The 16,780-nt window shown below is 41.2% G+C and carries 17 protein-coding genes and 1 pseudogene; 6 read left to right on the top strand and 12 right to left on the bottom strand.

Features of this window, described 5'->3' with window-relative positions; translation table 11 throughout:
* Positions 1-43: 43 nt before the first annotated feature.
* Positions 44-1,102: a fatty acid desaturase gene (locus tag L0657_RS06925; protein WP_235149687.1), complete on the bottom strand. Its 1,059-nt coding sequence runs from the start codon at positions 1,100-1,102 to the stop codon at positions 44-46.
* A gap of 311 nt (positions 1,103-1,413) precedes the next feature.
* On the bottom strand, positions 1,414-2,649 hold the full coding sequence (locus L0657_RS06920) for a GAF domain-containing sensor histidine kinase (RefSeq protein ID WP_235149686.1): 1,236 nt from the start codon (positions 2,647-2,649) through the stop codon (positions 1,414-1,416).
* Between the two features lie 222 nt (positions 2,650-2,871).
* On the opposite strand from L0657_RS06920, the gene L0657_RS06915 reads away from it, so the two are divergent.
* A complete protein-coding gene (locus tag L0657_RS06915; protein ID WP_235149685.1) occupies positions 2,872-3,252 on the top strand; it encodes a hypothetical protein in 381 nt (126 codons plus the stop codon).
* An 8-nt stretch (positions 3,253-3,260) separates the two neighbouring features.
* On the opposite strand, the gene L0657_RS06910 is transcribed toward L0657_RS06915, so the two are convergent.
* From L0657_RS06910 to L0657_RS06890, 5 genes are all read right to left on the bottom strand, one after another.
* Positions 3,261-4,034 (bottom strand): DUF72 domain-containing protein, encoded by a 774-nt coding sequence (locus L0657_RS06910; RefSeq protein WP_235149684.1) that lies wholly within the window; start codon positions 4,032-4,034, stop codon positions 3,261-3,263.
* Positions 4,035-4,059: 25 nt separating this feature from the next.
* Positions 4,060-4,497 carry a hypothetical protein gene (locus tag L0657_RS06905; RefSeq protein WP_235149683.1) on the bottom strand — a complete coding sequence of 146 codons (438 nt, stop codon included), beginning with the start codon at positions 4,495-4,497 and terminating at the stop codon, positions 4,060-4,062.
* Positions 4,498-4,604: 107 nt separating this feature from the next.
* On the bottom strand, positions 4,605-5,402 hold the full coding sequence (locus L0657_RS06900; protein WP_235149682.1) for a LytTR family DNA-binding domain-containing protein: 798 nt from the start codon (positions 5,400-5,402) through the stop codon (positions 4,605-4,607).
* A complete protein-coding gene (locus L0657_RS06895; protein ID WP_235149681.1) occupies positions 5,399-6,478 on the bottom strand; it encodes a sensor histidine kinase in 1,080 nt (359 codons plus the stop codon). Before L0657_RS06895 ends, L0657_RS06900 begins: the two co-directional genes overlap by 4 nt.
* Entirely contained in the window at positions 6,475-7,554 is a 1,080-nt protein-coding gene (locus L0657_RS06890) for a sensor histidine kinase (RefSeq protein ID WP_235149680.1), read from the bottom strand. Before L0657_RS06890 ends, L0657_RS06895 begins: the two co-directional genes overlap by 4 nt.
* Positions 7,555-7,885: 331 nt before the next feature.
* On the opposite strand from L0657_RS06890, the gene L0657_RS06885 reads away from it, so the two are divergent.
* Genes L0657_RS06885 through L0657_RS06875 form a run of 4 tightly spaced genes read left to right on the top strand, consistent with a single transcriptional unit; the run spans position 7,886 to position 9,842 of the window.
* Complete coding sequence (locus L0657_RS06885; RefSeq protein ID WP_235149679.1) at positions 7,886-8,308, top strand: DUF4345 domain-containing protein; 423 nt, start codon at positions 7,886-7,888, stop codon at positions 8,306-8,308.
* 1 nt (position 8,309) lies between these two features.
* Positions 8,310-9,293: a two-component regulator propeller domain-containing protein gene (locus L0657_RS06880; RefSeq protein WP_235149678.1), complete on the top strand. Its 984-nt coding sequence runs from the start codon at positions 8,310-8,312 to the stop codon at positions 9,291-9,293.
* Between the two features lie 12 nt (positions 9,294-9,305).
* Positions 9,306-9,428 carry a hypothetical protein gene (locus L0657_RS27880; RefSeq protein WP_255717751.1) on the top strand — a complete coding sequence of 41 codons (123 nt, stop codon included), beginning with the start codon at positions 9,306-9,308 and terminating at the stop codon, positions 9,426-9,428.
* A gap of 18 nt (positions 9,429-9,446) precedes the next feature.
* Positions 9,447-9,842 (top strand): LytTR family DNA-binding domain-containing protein, encoded by a 396-nt coding sequence (locus tag L0657_RS06875; protein ID WP_235149677.1) that lies wholly within the window; start codon positions 9,447-9,449, stop codon positions 9,840-9,842.
* A 147-nt stretch (positions 9,843-9,989) separates the two neighbouring features.
* Here L0657_RS06875 and L0657_RS06870 read toward each other — a convergent pair whose 3' ends face one another.
* Positions 9,990-11,141 (bottom strand): MFS transporter, encoded by a 1,152-nt coding sequence (locus L0657_RS06870; protein WP_235149676.1) that lies wholly within the window; start codon positions 11,139-11,141, stop codon positions 9,990-9,992.
* A 66-nt stretch (positions 11,142-11,207) separates the two neighbouring features.
* On the opposite strand from L0657_RS06870, the gene L0657_RS06865 reads away from it, so the two are divergent.
* Positions 11,208-11,957, top strand: a complete 750-nt coding sequence (locus L0657_RS06865) for a DeoR/GlpR family DNA-binding transcription regulator (RefSeq protein ID WP_235149675.1) — start codon at positions 11,208-11,210, stop codon at positions 11,955-11,957.
* Between the two features lie 3 nt (positions 11,958-11,960).
* On the opposite strand, the gene L0657_RS06860 is transcribed toward L0657_RS06865, so the two are convergent.
* The 4 genes and pseudogenes from L0657_RS06860 to L0657_RS06845 all read right to left on the bottom strand — a co-directional run bounded on the left by L0657_RS06860 (position 11,961) and on the right by L0657_RS06845 (position 16,715).
* Positions 11,961-12,914 (bottom strand): bifunctional helix-turn-helix transcriptional regulator/GNAT family N-acetyltransferase, encoded by a 954-nt coding sequence (locus L0657_RS06860; protein WP_235149674.1) that lies wholly within the window; start codon positions 12,912-12,914, stop codon positions 11,961-11,963.
* Positions 12,915-13,109: 195 nt separating this feature from the next.
* The gene (locus tag L0657_RS06855) at positions 13,110-13,520 is read right to left on the bottom strand and encodes a nuclear transport factor 2 family protein (protein ID WP_235149673.1); all 411 of its coding nucleotides are present in this window, start codon (positions 13,518-13,520) and stop codon (positions 13,110-13,112) included.
* Positions 13,521-13,686: 166 nt separating this feature from the next.
* Positions 13,687-14,193, bottom strand: a pseudogene (locus L0657_RS06850) (VOC family protein).
* Positions 14,194-14,363: 170 nt separating this feature from the next.
* Positions 14,364-16,715, bottom strand: a complete 2,352-nt coding sequence (locus L0657_RS06845; protein ID WP_235149672.1) for a GH92 family glycosyl hydrolase — start codon at positions 16,713-16,715, stop codon at positions 14,364-14,366.
* Positions 16,716-16,780: the final 65 nt, after the last annotated feature.

The following is a 16,780-nucleotide window of genomic DNA, read 5'->3' as shown; positions in this document are numbered from 1 at the left end:
AGCTTGTTTGTGACAAGCTGACCCTTTCTATAAATTTATTTGATCAATCTTCGACCAAAACCTTTTTATTTACATTCTTGCGTTCAAGATAAGGCAAATGATACTGTTTCATAAACTGCTCTTTTGAATCTGTGTAAGAGCTTACAGCGCCGAGCATATTCATTAGTTTGATATAATAAAAGGCCATATCAACCTGATGTGCCTTAAATCCGCTTCTCGCGCTTTTAGGGAACAAATGGTGATTATTATGCCATTCGCCGGCAACAAAACCAGGCCATAACTGATTAATCGATTTATCCTTTTGACTAAAATCAGTTCCTTCCTGTTGCTTATGCTCACCTTTCGCATGCCCCTCGTAATTGAAAGTTCTGACACCCACGGCCCAAAAACCCGCCGCACCAAACAACGTACAGGCAAGACCATGACCGCCAAGAAGATAAAAAGCTGTATACCAAAATGACCAGTTTAAAACCCAGGCAATCGTTGCGCGCCATGGGTTTACATAAGAACCCCATTTTTGATATTGTTCATACGTATTGGCCTTCACACCCGTGTGGCTCATAAGCAGTTTCACACGATTGTAGTCTGCTTCCGAAAGATCTTTCGCGATAGGCTGATGATTTACGTCGGCCAGGAAACAATAGAAAAAGCCAGCCTCTGCGTTGTAAGGATCACCCGGCTGATCGGATTTGGCATGATGAACATGGTGTGATACCACGTAAATTTCTTCCGGTATGACATTGATTGTCAGATTCTGCGTAAAAAACCGCCAGAATTTATTTCGGAATTTATAAGCTCCGTGTGTGCAATAGCGATGATGCCAGATCGTCCCGTGCGTTCCCATAATGATCATGCTGTAAATAAAAGCAGCCACGAACAGGGAAAGGCTAAAATATTTAAAGACAAAGAGAAAAAAGAAAGGCATCAGGCAAAAAACTTTAAGCCAGCTAAAAAATGGGAGCCAGTTTTTTCTTGTCTTAAAAACATTAAGCCGCGTGAAAAACTCTTTAAAGATTTCACCAACGCTCGGTTTTACCAAGTTACCTTCGTCATCCTTCCAGCCATAAGCCGGGGGTTGCAACACGTGATCTAAAAATGCCATTGAAAGTGGATTATAAAATAAATGGGTTTGACAGTCTTATCTTCCATCAACTGTCTTATGTTGGCGGAAGATTGAAAATTTGCTAAAAGCTATCTTTTGATTGAAAGTTGCAGTCCGGTTTGAAGATATTTGTTAAAAATTTCTGCCGGGTTGACCTGATCAGCGGTGGCCAATGCAGTAGGTAGTAGACGTTTGCTGGTTGAGACTTCCTTAGTCCTTGCATATAGAACTCTAATATTGGGTTATTATTGTTTAGTTTTTTTTTATTAGCTGATAATAAATAAGTTAAACGTCAAATCTACGGTAACATTCTAGTTCTGTGGTAAGGTTACTATAAAAGTCGCACCTTCTCCAGGCTCAGAATTTATGCGGAGATTTCCATTTAGACTTTCAATTAAATGTTTTACAAGGGCAAGGCCAAATCCATAGCCGGATTCACCTTCCGTTCCATCTGTTGTCCCAGATGTCCCGTTCAAAATAGCTTTCGCTGATTCTTCTGTCAAACCGATACCTGTGTCCTTCACAGAGATGACCAGTGTTTTGTCAAATTGGTTAATACTCAAATCCAGATCAACGATAACATCTCCGTTTTCGGGAGTAAACTTCATGGAATTAGAAATAAGGTTTCCGGCAATCTGAAGCAGTTTGCTTTTAGAGAATGGCACTGAGGCCGTTTCAAGCGTTGTGTTAATCTCAAACCGAATTTTTTTATTTCTTGCCTGTGGTTCGTAAAGCTTCAAAAGTTTATCCTTAAAGACAGATAAATTGAACTCATTCGTGCCCGCAATCCCTGACTTGGGCTCAGGTTTATGGCTGCTTAAAATTTCGTCGGCTAGATCGAGCACAGAATTTCCACTTTTCTGAATCAGGTTAATAAACTCCAACACTTCCTCCATTTGATTATTAGCGCCCTGATCCTTGATAATTGAGGCAAGTCCGATTATTCCGCCGATCGGCCCACGAATATCGTGAGCAACTTTCTTATGCGTATTATTTGCTTCCAAAAGTTTCGCCTTTAAATTGTCCATTACCCGGAAGGTTTTCAGGCGACTTACAATTTCATCTGCAATTATTTTCAGCAGTTCTACTTTTTCAGGATCCAGTACTTTTTTCTGCCTGTCAATTACACACAATGAACCAATATTAAGTCCTGAACTGACCTGTAACGGGACACCATAATAATAGCGAATATTTGGGTCACCGGTAACATAAGCCTTTTCCCGAAAACGGTCATCCTGAGATAAATCACCAATTTCAAGCGGCTCATTATTCATGATCGTGTACTGACAAACAGTATCTTCCCGAGGCATTTGATCGATATCCATTCCATAGTTGGAAATTGTCCACTGCGTAAGCGAATCGATCATATTTACCAGAGAAATGCTCGTTCCTGCAACTTTGGCTGCAAGCTTTACAAGATCTTTAAAATTATTTTGATGATCAGAATAATCCAGATCGAGATTTGAGAGACTGATTAATCTTTCAAATTCGTTGTCCGGTATCGGTGGGTTAACATCCTGCAAATCGTTCTGAACGTTGAGTTTCATAATTTTTATTTTAGAATTGAAAATAGCCACAAAATCCCTAAACTTAAATACACCTACTTGCGGCACAACTTTATTTTTACACAAATAAAAACAAATAGGAAATATGTGAAAGACTCAAAGGACACTCTTTTTTAGTTCATTCAAATGTTTTAATTTTATATTAACTAAATCCAGATACCGGAATACAATCAATTATCTTCAAAAATGTAGCTGTGAGATTATATGAAAAAGTTTGTAGTCGAATTTTTGAAATCCTTATTACTAACAGTTACTATACTAACTATCGTTAGCTGTAAAAGTGATGATCCCACTGGCGAAGATGCTATGGTATGCGGCTCGGCACGACCTGCCGAGGAGCTCCTCTGGCTAAGAAATCAGGTTAATGAGTTTTATGGAGGCGAGGAAAGTAATGCTGTCGTATTATACAATTTTAATGGCGAACAGGTTATTGAAGTACAAAACTCTGTTTTTAGCTCCACCAACCAGCATCAGTATCTTTGTGATGGCACCAAGCTTGATCTTGACGATGCCAATAAGTTTAAGGAATTTAAGGATAATCGAGAGGAAGTGAAGGTTATTTACGGTACTAAGATATGGAATTGAAATTCTGATTATAAATCCTCAGAGTCACTAGTTACGTAAGAATTAAGCTCATTGAGATTTTTTATGGCATCCCCCATGGTGTTGTTGAAGTAAGCGAAAACAGACTTTCCTTCCCGAATCCAGTCTTTGGCATACTCAGCATATTCATAAACAAAATCATCCGGATAATGACCCTTGTAGTCGCCGTTCGGGCCGTGGAAGCGGAGATATTTAAAATTTACATCAGATTCGATAAATGGAGTTGCTGAACCGGGCTTGTCGTGAATAACGATACCGAAACCATTTTCTTCAAGAATTTCGAAGATTTCCTCATGATACCACGAACCATGTCTAAATTCAAAAGCTGTTTTCCATTGTTTAGCAGTATCGGCCTCAGAGATATTGATAATCAGTTTTTCCAATTGACCACGCATGTCGCTTTTCAGACTTGGCGGAAACTGGATTAACAAGCATCCTTTTTTTGACCCGACATTATTAATAACGTCAATGAAACGCTCGACATCATCCACCTTGAATTGAAGACCTTTATTATGAGTAATTTCACGCCATAACTTAAAAGTAAACCGAAAGTCGTCAGGAACCTGTTCAGCCCATTTCCTGACAGTGGAGCTCATAGGGACTTTATAAAACGAACTGTTGATTTCGATACTCTTAAATAATGATGCATAGTATGTCAGCCGACTTTTATCCTGAAATTCTTCCGAATAAAAAAGTTTATTTTTTACTGGGAGAATAAGGCCGCTTGTGCCCGCATAAAATTCCGGCTGACTAAATTTCTCCATTTAAATCATCTGAAAAATGAAGAAATTATTTACTTAATGCCTTAATCGCAAGCGCAGTAACCAGCCCTCCAAAAACATACCACGCAACCGTCAAAACCTTCGTTTTCGTAGTTTTAGTGATTGGCTCATCGTCAAGACCCAAAGGTTCCGTCAGTGACAGGGCACCGATACCAGCTGCCAGACCGTATCCGGCACCGCGCATTAATATTCCCTTTTTACCCCCAAGGCCGATTGCACTGTAATACATTGCATTGCTGATCACATCAGCGCCCAAAGTGGCGGCGAATAAATTTTGACCCTTCGGAGGTTCAGCTCCCGTCATCTCAACTACCTTCCCCAATGCCTCCTCTCCTACCAGGTCAATTCTTGGTGCATCCGGATCCAGCCTTTTTGCGGTTTCGTGTAAAATATTTAACGCCACTGCTCCGGCCAAACCGCCTGCTATAAATCTGATATCTTTCATTTTCTGAGAATTAAATTTGTGTTCTTGATAACCTAACCGGGATTTTACCAGTTTACAGGAAGCAATCAAATACCGTTCCAAACGAAGAGAATCCAGAGTAGGCACAATCATTTCCCCATCCATTTTTTAAAATCATTTGATTTTTCACGGCTCACAATGGCCTCTTTATCAAATGCGGGTTTTAGCGTGAGTGCCAGCCTGTTGTTGTAATAGGGCTGGATTTGAGCAACTGACTGGTGTGTTACGATGAGACTGCGATTAATACGCAGAAAATGCTGAGGATCAAGAAAATCCGTGAGTTCTTCGATACGGTAATCAACAACAAACTTCTGTCCCTGGTGATTTTTGAAAAAACTAATTCCCTCATCAATATAAAAATAGGCGATATCAGTAACTTCGACAGACAACAATCTCGCCCCCTGTTTCACTAAAAACCGTTTCCGATATTCCACAGCGGGCTGTTGCATCTGAAAACTTTTCAAGATATTTTCCAGACTGGAGGGCAGCGCAATGGCCTCCTCTTTTCTTTGATATCCTGTCAGATCATGAAACTTTTTAAGACTCCGTTGCAGATCCTCCTTCTGAACCGGCTTCAACAAATAATCGATACTGTTGACCTTGAATGCCTGAAGTGCATACTCATCATATGAAGTGGTGAAAATAACCGTACTTCTGATTTCAATCCGGTTAAAGATTTCGAAACTTTGCCCGTCTGCAAGCTCAATGTCCATGAAAATCAGGTCAGGTTCCTTTTCTCCTGCAATCCGATTTTCCTCGATCCATTCGACTGTGGCCGCTATGCTTGGCGCGACGCCTTTCACAACCAGTTCGGGTGCATTTTCCTCCAAAAGTTTGGTAAGTTTTCGAACAGCAAGTTTTTCGTCCTCAACAATTAAAATGTTCATTGATGTACAGGTTTTTCAGTAAGCAGTGGTAGCAAAACTTTAAAATAATCAGGTCCGAAATCTACAATTGGCTGTTTGTCTGATAAGATCAGGTATTTGGCATGAATGTTCGCCAGACCCAGTTTCGTGGATTTCACAGGTGTTGACTTTCCCAGTAAATTATTTTTTACTTCCAGCATTTCACCACCAACGGAAGTAATGATAATATAAAGTGGATTCTTCTCCAGAATGGCATTGTGTTTGACGGCATTTTCAACCAAAAGCTGTAATGTCAATGGAGGAATATAACGTGCCAGTGCAGCCTCATCGACATCGACAACCAATTCAAGCCCAGTATCATACCGCGTCCGCAACAAATGATAATATGACTGGATAAATTTTATTTCCGTGCTCAGTGTCGTCAGTTCATGCTGGTTTGTTTGCAGAAGATACCGGTAAACTTTTGCCATTTCATCCACAAATTGCTCTGCCCTTCTCGGTTCATCAGTAATAAGTGCAGAAAGCGTATTCAGGCTGTTAAATAAAAAATGCGGGTTCACCTGGCTTTTCAAACTTTGCAGCTGCCCTTGCATCCCGGCTTTTTTGATAGCTTCTTTATTTGTTTTTATTTCCTTCCATTTTTTTAGCGAATAATTAACCTCATAAAGTCCGGTAAGGAGGAAAATGGCTAACAACTCAAAAAGGTAAACATAAAGCATTTTGTTAAAATTGAGCTCCGCATTCAACGGTCGGAATTTGATGATGAGCCAGCCATAAAAGGAAACGTAAGCACCTGTTAACACAAAAAATGCTAACGCGGTCAAAAGTGCTCGTTTTGCCGATGAGTGAATCGATGGATATTTATCAGCAATCAACTGCGCGGCCCAGTCGTGAGGAATGAAAGCCAGCGTCGTCATCAGCGTAACCATCAGAGTGCCCCACAAAAAATTGGAAAAGCTTTCCAGATAAGGATCCCCGATCAATAGATAGCTTATCGTCGGCACAAACCATGGCAACAGCAGAATAAACATCCACCTGCCAAAAAGGCTAAACCAGATAATTTTGCCCAACCTATTAAAAACCGACCAGTTTCTCATGTGTAAATCAAAGGCAGCAAAACGGTAAAACTTTCTTCATCTTCTTTCACCTGGATGGTTCCAGCCTGGTTAAAAAGTAACTTGTATCTTGATATGATCGTTGACAATCCGGCACTCGTCATTGGCATTCTAACAGCACGCTTTTGAAGATTATTTTTGATTTCCAGCTGCCCGGTTGCTGTGGTTTTAATGCTGATATGCAACGGATGTTCTGCTGAAACAATGTTATGGCGTATGGCATTATCGATCAATATTTGCAGCGTTAACGGTGCCATTTGCCCATTTTGGCAAAGGTCTGCCGTGTGAATTTTAATATTGATTCCCTCTTCAAATCGTATGTCAAGCAGATAAATATAAGATCGAATAAACCTGAGCTCTGCTTCCAGCGATACCAGATTAGTTTCCCAGTCCTGTCCGTTGACCGTCAATAAGTAGCGGTATACCTGCGACATTTCATCCACAAATTTCTCCGCGGTCAACGGGGCTTCGGAAATTAAAACTGACAGTGCGTTCAGGCAATTGAATAAAAAGTGAGGATTAACCTGCTGTTTCACGAGTTCCAATTCACTTTGCAGTTGGCGTTGCTCCATTTCTTTTAACTCATTCTGGTTTGTTTTCCACTGCATGAAGGTATAAGCCAGCTCCGACAATCCTGAGGCAATAAGCGATACACCGACAATTGTAATAACCGACCATTTAAGATGCAACATATCAAGCTTATAGCTGAATAAATCGATGAAGTCATAAACAGACAAAACCAGATATAGTATTATAACATTTACAACGGAATAAACCATAAACCAAAGCGTAACCCGATAGGCAGTCTGATCGATGCCTGGGTAGATTCCGGCGATAAACTTGGCCGTCAACTGATTGACCTGATTTGCCATCAGACATAATATCAGGTTTATAAAACTCCCGCCCGCAAAAATGCCAAGATCTGTAAAATATGCATTTCCCCACATCAGATAACCGATCAGCGGAACAAACCACGGAAGAAGTAAAAATAGAATATAAAAATACAGACGGTTTTGCCGAACGGAATCAAAATATTGCTCCAAAGAAATAAACCGCATACCGATCAGAAACAAAATGAGTTGTAAAAATAAAAAAGCGTTTTATAGAAAGGAATCGCGAGGTACCTCAAACGTCACAAATAATTATTGAAGTGTCAGAAATCTCGGGTCAATGTATTTTCCTGTGTTTTAATATTTAAAAATAATTGTAAAACACTGAATTACAGGTCAGCCTTGAAAATGGAAAATTCAGAAACCAAAACTCACACTTCAACCAAATTCTGTTTTCAAATAGCTCTTCATGCTAACAATTTTGTATCAGGTTGTTGACACCCGGAGGCAACCGGACGACAATCATTTTATCCAATCAAAATTAAATTTTAGCATGAAAATGAAACGAATATTATCGCAAACATTTATCATCATATCCGCACTGAGCATCCTGTCCGTAAGCATCATGGCTTTCAACGACCCTCAATCCGTAATGAATCTTGTCAATGTGACTTTACCAAACAATGACGCTTTTTCTTCCATACGAGGAGTTTATGGAGGTGCAGGTTTTGCCATTGTCATCAGCCTTATTTATTCTTTCAGAAAACATACAGAAAGCGCACTTGCGTTTTTGATGCTGCTGTGGGGTTTTTATGCCCTTTCACGTGCGATCACAATTTTTAATGAAGGCCCTCTTGGTGATTTTGGCAATTTCTGGATTAAAGCTGAATCTTCACTTTTCCTGACCGCATGCGCACTTTATGGATGGAATAAAAGACCACAAAATGATCAGTCAGTTTTACAAAATTCTGCGAACGTATAGAATGAAACGTCAACTCGCCCTTCTCTCAATGATATTTGTAACCGCTTCTTGCAGCGTTGAAAATACTGAGATAACAACGCCGCAAGAACACGAAGTCGAATGGATTATCTACAATAAAGAAAATTCCAAACTCCCCGACAATCAGGTCAACGCATTGGCTATTGATGATCAGGATAATAAATGGATTGGAACTGCCAAAGGACTGGTTCGAATTAAAAACGAGACTTGGACTATTTTTACTCATGCAAATTCTTCGCTCCCGTCTGACCATGTCACTGCGCTGACTTTGGAAAATGACGGAACAGTTTGGGTGGGAACAGATGACGGCCTGGCAAGATTCGACGGCAACAACTGGTCTGTTTATACAAATGAAAATAGTGTTCTGACTAATAATAACATCAAATGTTTAGCTCACGATACCAAGGTGAATGTCACATGGATTGGTACTGATGAAGGTCTGGTAAAAGCAGATAAAAATCTTAGTCTTGAACATATAAGCGTAGCTGATAACACCATTCTGTCCGTGACAACGGATCATTATGGGGCGCTCTGGGTTGGCTTTTTCAAGTCATTCGCCTTTATCGGGCAAATCAGCAAGTATGAAAACGGAGTCTGGCAACATCACAATCTGCATAACCTTGGTTACCCATCTTCCTTTCCTTATGGTTTGGCAATTGATAAAAACAACGCGGTGTTAGCGGTTTTGGCGGGCACATCAACCAGGGCCGTTATCCGAAACAATGAAAGCAATTGGGAAGAAATCACCCGACCCGATGGAGCCAGAGGTTTAAAAACAATTCTATTAGAGGATGAAAAAATATGGGTGGGTGGTAATAGCCTGGCCATTTTCGGAAGTAAAAACGCAGAATGTGTGCAGATTCCCGGACAGGAAACGCTCATCCAGGCGATGGCTCTGGATAGTAAAGGGCGCAAATGGCTTGGAACGATGGCAGGCGGACTTGCGGGGTATAAACCAATAAAATAAATTTTATTAGCCATGAAAAAACATCTTAGGAAAAACCATGAAGGAGCGTTGAAACTCAGCGTCGCATCGCTAAGCTTAACCAGTGCAGGCAGTGCATCGATTTTAGTTTTAGCATATCCAACCCAATCCTTTTAACCTGAAAGCTAGAAAACAATGAAAACTCAAATTCACCCTACGACATTTCAAAACCTGATTCATCCCAGACGAAAAAAACGCAGAAACATCGTCACTGTACATCTGGGAAATAAAGTGCTTTTACTGGAAGCAAAAGAAATTACTTATTTGCAAGGAGATGGGAATTATACTTTTGTGCACACAACCACAGGGAAAAGATACCTTGTTTCTAAGACAATGAAGACAATTTCGGCACTGCTCAACGCAAAATTCTTACGCATTCATAAGTCTCACACGATTAATCCTGAACATCTGGTGGCACGTATCGACGCGGGCACCGTCTTGCTGAGCTGCGGTCAGCAGCTGCCGATTGCCCGGAGAAGAATTCCCGAAATTCAGGAAATTCTGGCGGGAGAATATCTCCATATCAACTAAGAATATGTCTCTCCGGAACATTAAAACTGCAATTCCGGCAGGTATGTTACGCTTGGTTAAAAAATTCCTTAGTGGAAGCTAATGGATTAGATGAGTTAGTTTAGAAAGGCTTTTGATCATTTCGAAAGCCTTTTTTGTGTTGGAAAACTAATTTTTCTCTTTGTAAGTAAAAGCAACGATCAGCAACAAAACGCCGACAAAACCCAAAGCAATAGGTAAAGAAGAGGCTTCCGCAATAAAACCGATCATCGCTGGCCCGGCGAGCTGCCCCATGTAACCGAGAGTTGTCACGGCAGGTAAGGAGACCGAAGCTGGAATGTTGGGAATATTGCCAGCAGCTGTGAAAAAGACAGGAACAACGTTGGCGGCTCCCAAACCGACAAGTGCAAAACCGATCAGTGCCGCACCTTGCCAGGGAACCATCACCGCGAGCATATATCCGGCAGAAGATACCAAGGCGCCAATTAACACAACTCTTGAAGACCCAATTTGATGGACAATTTTATCGCCGGTCAGCCGCATAACCGCCATGGCAACCGAAAAAACAGCGTATCCCAAACCGGCCATTGAAGGCTCGAAATTTCTGTTGAACTGCAAAAAAACTGCGCTCCAATCTAACAATGCCCCTTCCGCGAGAAAGAATACAAAACACATCAGGCCCAAAGCTAAAACCGGGCCTCTCGGCAAACTGAATGAAAATGAATCAACACTTTTTTCTTCTGATTTTGGAAACAGGTTTTTGTATTGGCTTACCGCGATCAAGACGAGTAAAGCGGAAATACTTACCGCAGCGATGGTGGGAGATAATCCGATTTTGATTAGAAAACCAAGTCCAATCGAACCGAGCAAACCGCCAAGACTGAACATTCCGTGAAAAGACGACATGATGTGCCGGCCATACCTGTCCTGAACGAGAACTGCGTGCGAATTCATGGCAACATCGATGGAGCCAATGGAAGCACCAAATACAAATAATGCAACGGCGAGTTGGGTAGCAGTGGAAGTCAACAGCAGCAATGGAAGCGTAATTGCAATAACAATGGCAGCGACGAGCATTACCCGTCTGCTTCCAAATTTATTGATTAAAAAACCGGTGAAAGGCATCGTCAGGATAGCGCCGGCACCGAGTGAAAGAAGCACAAGGCCGAGAGCGGCATCGTCCAGACCGAGATTAACTTTGGCAAATGGCACCATGGGAGCCCAGCTTGAAAGCCCGATTCCACACACTAAAAATATCAATAAACTTGCCCTTCTTGCCGCCCCGGTTTTTCCAGCGTCTGTGATCACAGCGTTTTCCATTACGATTACGAATAGTATTTTGCAAACATATGCAAATTTGCATATGTTTGCAAAAACATTTTTAATATGGCCAGAGAAAAACGGTTCAATTATATTCTTGAAAAACTTCATGATAATAATGAAGTTGCATTCAGCGAATTAAGCACCGATTTGAATGTTTCGGAAGATACCATCCGACGCGATATCGATGCGCTGGCAAACAATGGACTTTTACTAAAAATCCGTGGCGGTGCGATTCCAAGATCGCATAATCCGCTTTCTTTCAAAGATCGTATTGGGCAACTAAGGGATGATAAAGAGGTAATCGCTTTAAAAGCACAAACGCTAATTAAATCCGGACAAACCATTTTTCTGGATGGCGGGACTTCCGTTTACACGCTCGTGTCACTCCTGTCGACCGATATCAAACTTACCATGATAACAAATAATACGGCCATTATTCCTACGCTTTCCGCTTATTCGGGTGTGGAATTAATTGTTCTTGGAGGAAAATATTTAAAACAATCAGAAACGATTATCGGTTACCAGGCAATTAAAATGGTTGAAAATTTCCAGGCGGATCTTTATTTTATGGGGGTTTGCGCATTGGATATGGGCAAAGGCGTCACGTCCAGCTACATGGAAGAAGCTGAACTGAAGCAGGCTATGCTGCGACAATCCGGTATGTCGATCGCGCTCAGTACTTTCGACAAACTGGAAACTTTTGAGTCATACCGCGTGTGCCCGATCCATTCGCTGGATTATATGATCACTGAAATGGATGCGCAAAATGAGAAGTTCAGACCATTTAAGGAGGTTGGGATCAAGGTTTTGTAACATTTATTTTATTATCAATTCCATCTGGATATTGGCACGTTCATACGGCGTAGGGCGACCAGCAACTTTTTGAAATCCAAGTTTGTGATATAAATTAATGGCAGGTTTCAGTATCGTATTGCTTTCCAGATAAATTTTCTTCGCACCCAATGCTTCTGCTTTTTTAATAATCGCCTGCGCCAGCAGCCAGCCTACATTTTTCCCCTGCGCTTTCGGAGAAACAGCCATTTTCGCCAGTTCAAATTCATATTCGGGATCGTCCATTTTAATCAATGCACAAACGCCGACAGGCTCACCGTTGTAAAGAGCAACGAGAATATGCCCTCCTTTACTCAAAATATAACCATCCGGATTATCCAGTGACTTGTAATCATTTTCTTCCATTTTGAAGTAAGTGGAAATCCATTCTACATTCAGCGCTCTGAACGCTTTTTGATACTCCGGCGCATAATTCACGATTTCCACATTAGCGCTTTCCCGTAACTTTTTCTGTTCCTGCACGCGACGAAGCAGCGTTTTTTGCTCCAAAAGAAACTCCCACTCCCCTATCGCTTTCCAAAGATCATGGCTTGCCTGCGCAGAAACGTCATCAATTCCACTGGCAACATCCAGATATAAATCCCCTATTTTTTCGGTTACCTTCATCCCTGTTTCAGATAGCGACACTACATTTCTGCGCCCGTCAGTTTCATCACGTTTTTCTATAACAAAACCAGCTTTTGACATTTCACTGATAATTTTGCTCACCGAAGGATGCGAATGACCGATTTCCCGGGCGATAGCTGTTATCGTCTTTTCTTCTCCTTTGGAAAGAGCATAAAAAACCGGGAACCATTTAGGCTGCATATCCACATCATAAAGACGGTAGATCTGCGCTGAATCTTCAGTAATTTTTTCAGTTAATCGCCGGAGTCTGCTACCCAGCGCCACCTTGCCAATCTGTTCAATAAATTCCATTATGTATACATTTACGTAATCAGTTACGCAAATGCATACACTAAATTAAATTTCTTCAAATTGTTTTTAAAGTAATTGAAAGTTAATGGCGGGTTGGTTTTAGTTCTTGTGATAATAGATCTTTAACTAATAAATAAATAAAAATCACTCTCAATCATTAAAAAGCTGATTCCACAGAAATCAATCACTGTTCATTTATAATCTGCGCTCTGACTCCTCGATGGCGAGATCATTAATACTGGCAAATCGTTTTTTCATCAACCCATCTTCATCAAATTCCCAGTTTTCATTTCCATAAGCACGAAACCATTGTCCGCTGACATCGTGGTATTCATACTCAAAACGCACCGCAATACGATTATCCATAAACGCCCAAAGTTCTTTTTTCAATTTGTAGTTTAGCTCGCGTTTCCATTTTCCTGACAGAAAATGCACAACATTTTCCCTTCCGTTGATGAATTCAGAGCGGTTGCGCCATTCCGTGTCAAGCGTGTACGCAAGTGAAACGCGAACCGGGTCCTGACTATTCCAGGCGTCTTCCGCCAGCTGAACTTTATGCGTTGCACTTTCAAAATCAAATGGTGGCAAAGGAAATTTCTTTTCCATTTTGTTAGCTAAATAAATAATTTTAATTTTATCAGAAAACAGAACAGTCTGTCTTTTTTGTCATAACAAAGGTATATGAGAACGAAAGCTGACAAGGGTAGAAGTCAACGTTTGTGTGGTACTAATCAAGTTATTTTAATTTCTGGTAACGACTCAGTTAAACATACTAACCGTGGTAGGCCTTTTCCAAAGCAGCTATATCCAGCTTTTTCATTTTCAACATCGCGGCCATTACCCGATTTGCTTTCATCTGATCTTCATCCATCATTAGCTCCGTTAAAATAGTTGGGACTACTTGCCACGACAAACCAAATTTATCTTTCAACCAGCCACAAACCTGCGAGTTTTCATCACCCCCTTCGGAAAGTTTTTTCCAATAATAGTCCACCTCTTCCTGCGTATCGCAATTGATAACAAACGAAACAGATTCACTGAATTGAAAAACAGGACCACCGTTTAAGGCAACAAATTCCTGGTCCTCAATAATAAATTCGATGATCATTATTGAGCCTTCCGGCATTTTGTGTATTTCCTGGCCCTCATTTCCATAACGAACAATTCTTCATAAGCGGGAATTTTCGAAAATGGACAAGTACAAATTTACCGCTTCCTCAGCATTGTTATCAAACCATAAGTTTGGTGTGATCTTCTGCGAAACAATCCGACTTTTCATAATGAATGAGATTTAATAATGATTTAAAAAGTCAAAATTAATGAGAGGAGAATAAATTTTGCGCGTGCAGAACCGACATCTTCAAGGGGCATTTGTGACAATATTGCGTTAGTTTAAGGAATTAAACACCAACCTTTCCACCCTTTTCTAAATCATCAAGTTTTGGAATTTTACTGTGCCGAAGGAGGTGGAACCTGCACACCCCAGGATTTATTTGGCTGACTTCCCATTTTAAAACGCAACGTGCCTCCCGCCATAAGCTCGTCGCGGTATAGCCAGCAATTATCCAGTTTTTTTCCGTTAAACTCGGCTGATTGTATATAAATATTCTCTTTGGAATTGTTCACAGCTTCGATCTTCAACTGTTTGTTGTTTCCCAAGCGGATCAATGATTCAGAAAATAACGGACTGCCAAATTCGATAATAGGCCTTGCATCCGTGAATCCTTTTACGTCAAACAGCCCCAATGATGCAAGCACATACCAGGAACCCAATTGCCCCTGATCCTCATCCTGACCGTATCCATATCCGTGAATTGGCTCGGTTCCGTAAAATTCATTACAAATCGCACGCGTCCATTTTTGAGTTAGCCACGGCTTTCCGGAAAAATTGAACAACCAGCTTATGTGCAGGCACGGTTGATTTCCATGGTTATAAATTGACTTTATTCCCGCAAAAGCATCAATCACTTTTCCTCCGCCAAACCCGTTCTGTTCAGATGCGGTAAAAATACTGTCGAGCCTGTTATTAAAAGTTTCCTTGCCAATTGCGTTGATCAGACCGGCAGGGTTTTGCGGAACATAAAAAGTATATTGTACGGCATTTCCTTCCTGGAAACCACGCCAAGGCTGGTAAGGATCAAATTTATCGATGAACTTCCCGTCCATTCCTTTCGGCTGCATCAATTTATTTTCGGGATTAAAAATAACTTTCCAGCCATTTGAGTACTTTATGAAACGCTCATAGTCCATCTTTTTCCCTAAAGACTTCGCCATTTGAGCGGCTGCAAAGGCACTGAAACTATACTCCAACGTGTGCGAGGCTGAATATTGAGAGCCGGTCGAGTCCGTTATTTCTGTGCTCAAAAATGGCACAAAACCTCGCTCAGTAAACACTTTTGTATCCATTTTCCCGGAACCCTCCACTCGGTTTTTCCAATTAAGTTCATTGGATTTCACGGCCTCATAAGCCAGATTAACGTCATAATTCCGGATGCCTGAGTTATATGCTCCAACGATAGCCAGGCCGACAAAATTGGTCCCCACACCAGAAACATACTCACTGTTTGCAATACCATCGCCCAACCAGCCTTTATCCTTATACAATTGCAGTTGCGTATTCACGTAGTTCCCGTACCACTCCGGATACGACAAAGACCAAAGCTGCGTGATATTCCAAAATGCTCCCCAGATAGCGTCCGTATTCATAAATTCAGGACGCTTATTTTTTCCGGTTCCTACAAGTTTGCCGGACAATCCCGCATGTTTAGGATACGAGCCATTGACATCACTTGCTATGCCCCGCCCCAGCAACGCGTGGAATAATCCTGTATAAAACTTGGTCTTGTTTTGTTCGTTATCATCCTTTATCCGAATCTTCCCCAACTCGTTCCGCCAGATTTCCTGGGCATTCTTTTTTGCATTGTCGAAAGTGAGGCCAACTGCTTCGGTCAGCAGATTTTCTTTCGCATTTGAGATCGAAGTATAAGAAAGTCCGACTTTAATAGTCACTTGTTCATCGGTTTTAGTCTCGTAATTTAAAACAAGACCTGCGCCTTTTCCCTGCGCTGATGAAGTATTTTCCTTAACGTCAGTTCCTGTAAATGCCGTAATATTTTCAGGTTTTCTGCTAAGTTCCCCGAAAAAGTACATCGTGATTTTGCCCTTCGGATCATACAGCTGAACATATTTTGGGTAGGTTACCACGAAACCTTCAAAATGATTTTCATCGATCATTTTGATGCTGGCATCAGTAACGTCACCGCTTTCACCCTGCTTGTTACCGATATCCAAAACAATATGTGATTGTTTTTTTTCCGGGAACGTGTACCTGTGGAAACCTACGCGCCTGGTCGCAGTTAGCTCAGCCGTGATTCCATAGTCATCCAGAAAAACTTTGTAATATCCGGGTTCTGCTATCTGATTTTTACGATCAAATTTCGAACGATATCCGGTGGAATCTCCTTCAAGGTCGCCTGGACGGACTTTAATTTTCCCTGTTGTAGGCATGAAACTTACACCGCCAATCTGCCATTCATGAAAATTCACAAAACCTTCAATGGATTGATGCCGGGTATCATATCCTACTGCTTCCCAGCCCGATGGGTTTCCATAATGTCCATTGGTGGATGGCGCCAGTTTTGCCATTCCATAAGGTAATGCGGCAGGAGTGTAAAAAAACCAGCGACTATGTGCAGTTCCAATTTCCGGGTTGACAAATTTTAGCACGTCCTGTCCTGCTGCCATTATAACCGTCATTGAAAAAATAAATAGCAAGCCGGATCTTCTGTAACTGATTTTCATGCAGAATTATGAATTGTTGAAAAGCCAATTTATGAAAGTCAGTTTCAATTTCAATAAAAAAGGTT

Origin of the sequence: Dyadobacter sp. CY345, from assembly GCF_021502725.1 — a bacterium.
In the GTDB taxonomy this organism is placed as follows: domain Bacteria; phylum Bacteroidota; class Bacteroidia; order Cytophagales; family Spirosomataceae; genus Dyadobacter.
Note: the sequence above shows the minus strand (reverse complement) of the source record. Positions and strands in the feature narration are given on the sequence as shown.

Coding starts and splice junctions, on each gene's coding strand:
- L0657_RS06925 (WP_235149687.1), bottom strand. CDS start 1,102: ATGGCATTTTTAGATCACGTGTTGCAACCCCCGGCTTATGGCTGGAAG.
- L0657_RS06920 (WP_235149686.1), bottom strand. CDS start 2,649: ATGAAACTCAACGTTCAGAACGATTTGCAGGATGTTAACCCACCGATA.
- L0657_RS06915 (WP_235149685.1), top strand. CDS start 2,872: ATGAAAAAGTTTGTAGTCGAATTTTTGAAATCCTTATTACTAACAGTT.
- L0657_RS06910 (WP_235149684.1), bottom strand. CDS start 4,034: ATGGAGAAATTTAGTCAGCCGGAATTTTATGCGGGCACAAGCGGCCTT.
- L0657_RS06905 (WP_235149683.1), bottom strand. CDS start 4,497: ATGAAAGATATCAGATTTATAGCAGGCGGTTTGGCCGGAGCAGTGGCG.
- L0657_RS06900 (WP_235149682.1), bottom strand. CDS start 5,402: ATGAACATTTTAATTGTTGAGGACGAAAAACTTGCTGTTCGAAAACTT.
- L0657_RS06895 (WP_235149681.1), bottom strand. CDS start 6,478: ATGAGAAACTGGTCGGTTTTTAATAGGTTGGGCAAAATTATCTGGTTT.
- L0657_RS06890 (WP_235149680.1), bottom strand. CDS start 7,554: ATGCGGTTTATTTCTTTGGAGCAATATTTTGATTCCGTTCGGCAAAAC.
- L0657_RS06885 (WP_235149679.1), top strand. CDS start 7,886: ATGAAACGAATATTATCGCAAACATTTATCATCATATCCGCACTGAGC.
- L0657_RS06880 (WP_235149678.1), top strand. CDS start 8,310: ATGAAACGTCAACTCGCCCTTCTCTCAATGATATTTGTAACCGCTTCT.
- L0657_RS27880 (WP_255717751.1), top strand. CDS start 9,306: ATGAAAAAACATCTTAGGAAAAACCATGAAGGAGCGTTGAAACTCAGC.
- L0657_RS06875 (WP_235149677.1), top strand. CDS start 9,447: ATGAAAACTCAAATTCACCCTACGACATTTCAAAACCTGATTCATCCC.
- L0657_RS06870 (WP_235149676.1), bottom strand. CDS start 11,141: ATGGAAAACGCTGTGATCACAGACGCTGGAAAAACCGGGGCGGCAAGA.
- L0657_RS06865 (WP_235149675.1), top strand. CDS start 11,208: ATGGCCAGAGAAAAACGGTTCAATTATATTCTTGAAAAACTTCATGAT.
- L0657_RS06860 (WP_235149674.1), bottom strand. CDS start 12,914: ATGGAATTTATTGAACAGATTGGCAAGGTGGCGCTGGGTAGCAGACTC.
- L0657_RS06855 (WP_235149673.1), bottom strand. CDS start 13,520: ATGGAAAAGAAATTTCCTTTGCCACCATTTGATTTTGAAAGTGCAACG.
- L0657_RS06845 (WP_235149672.1), bottom strand. CDS start 16,715: ATGAAAATCAGTTACAGAAGATCCGGCTTGCTATTTATTTTTTCAATG.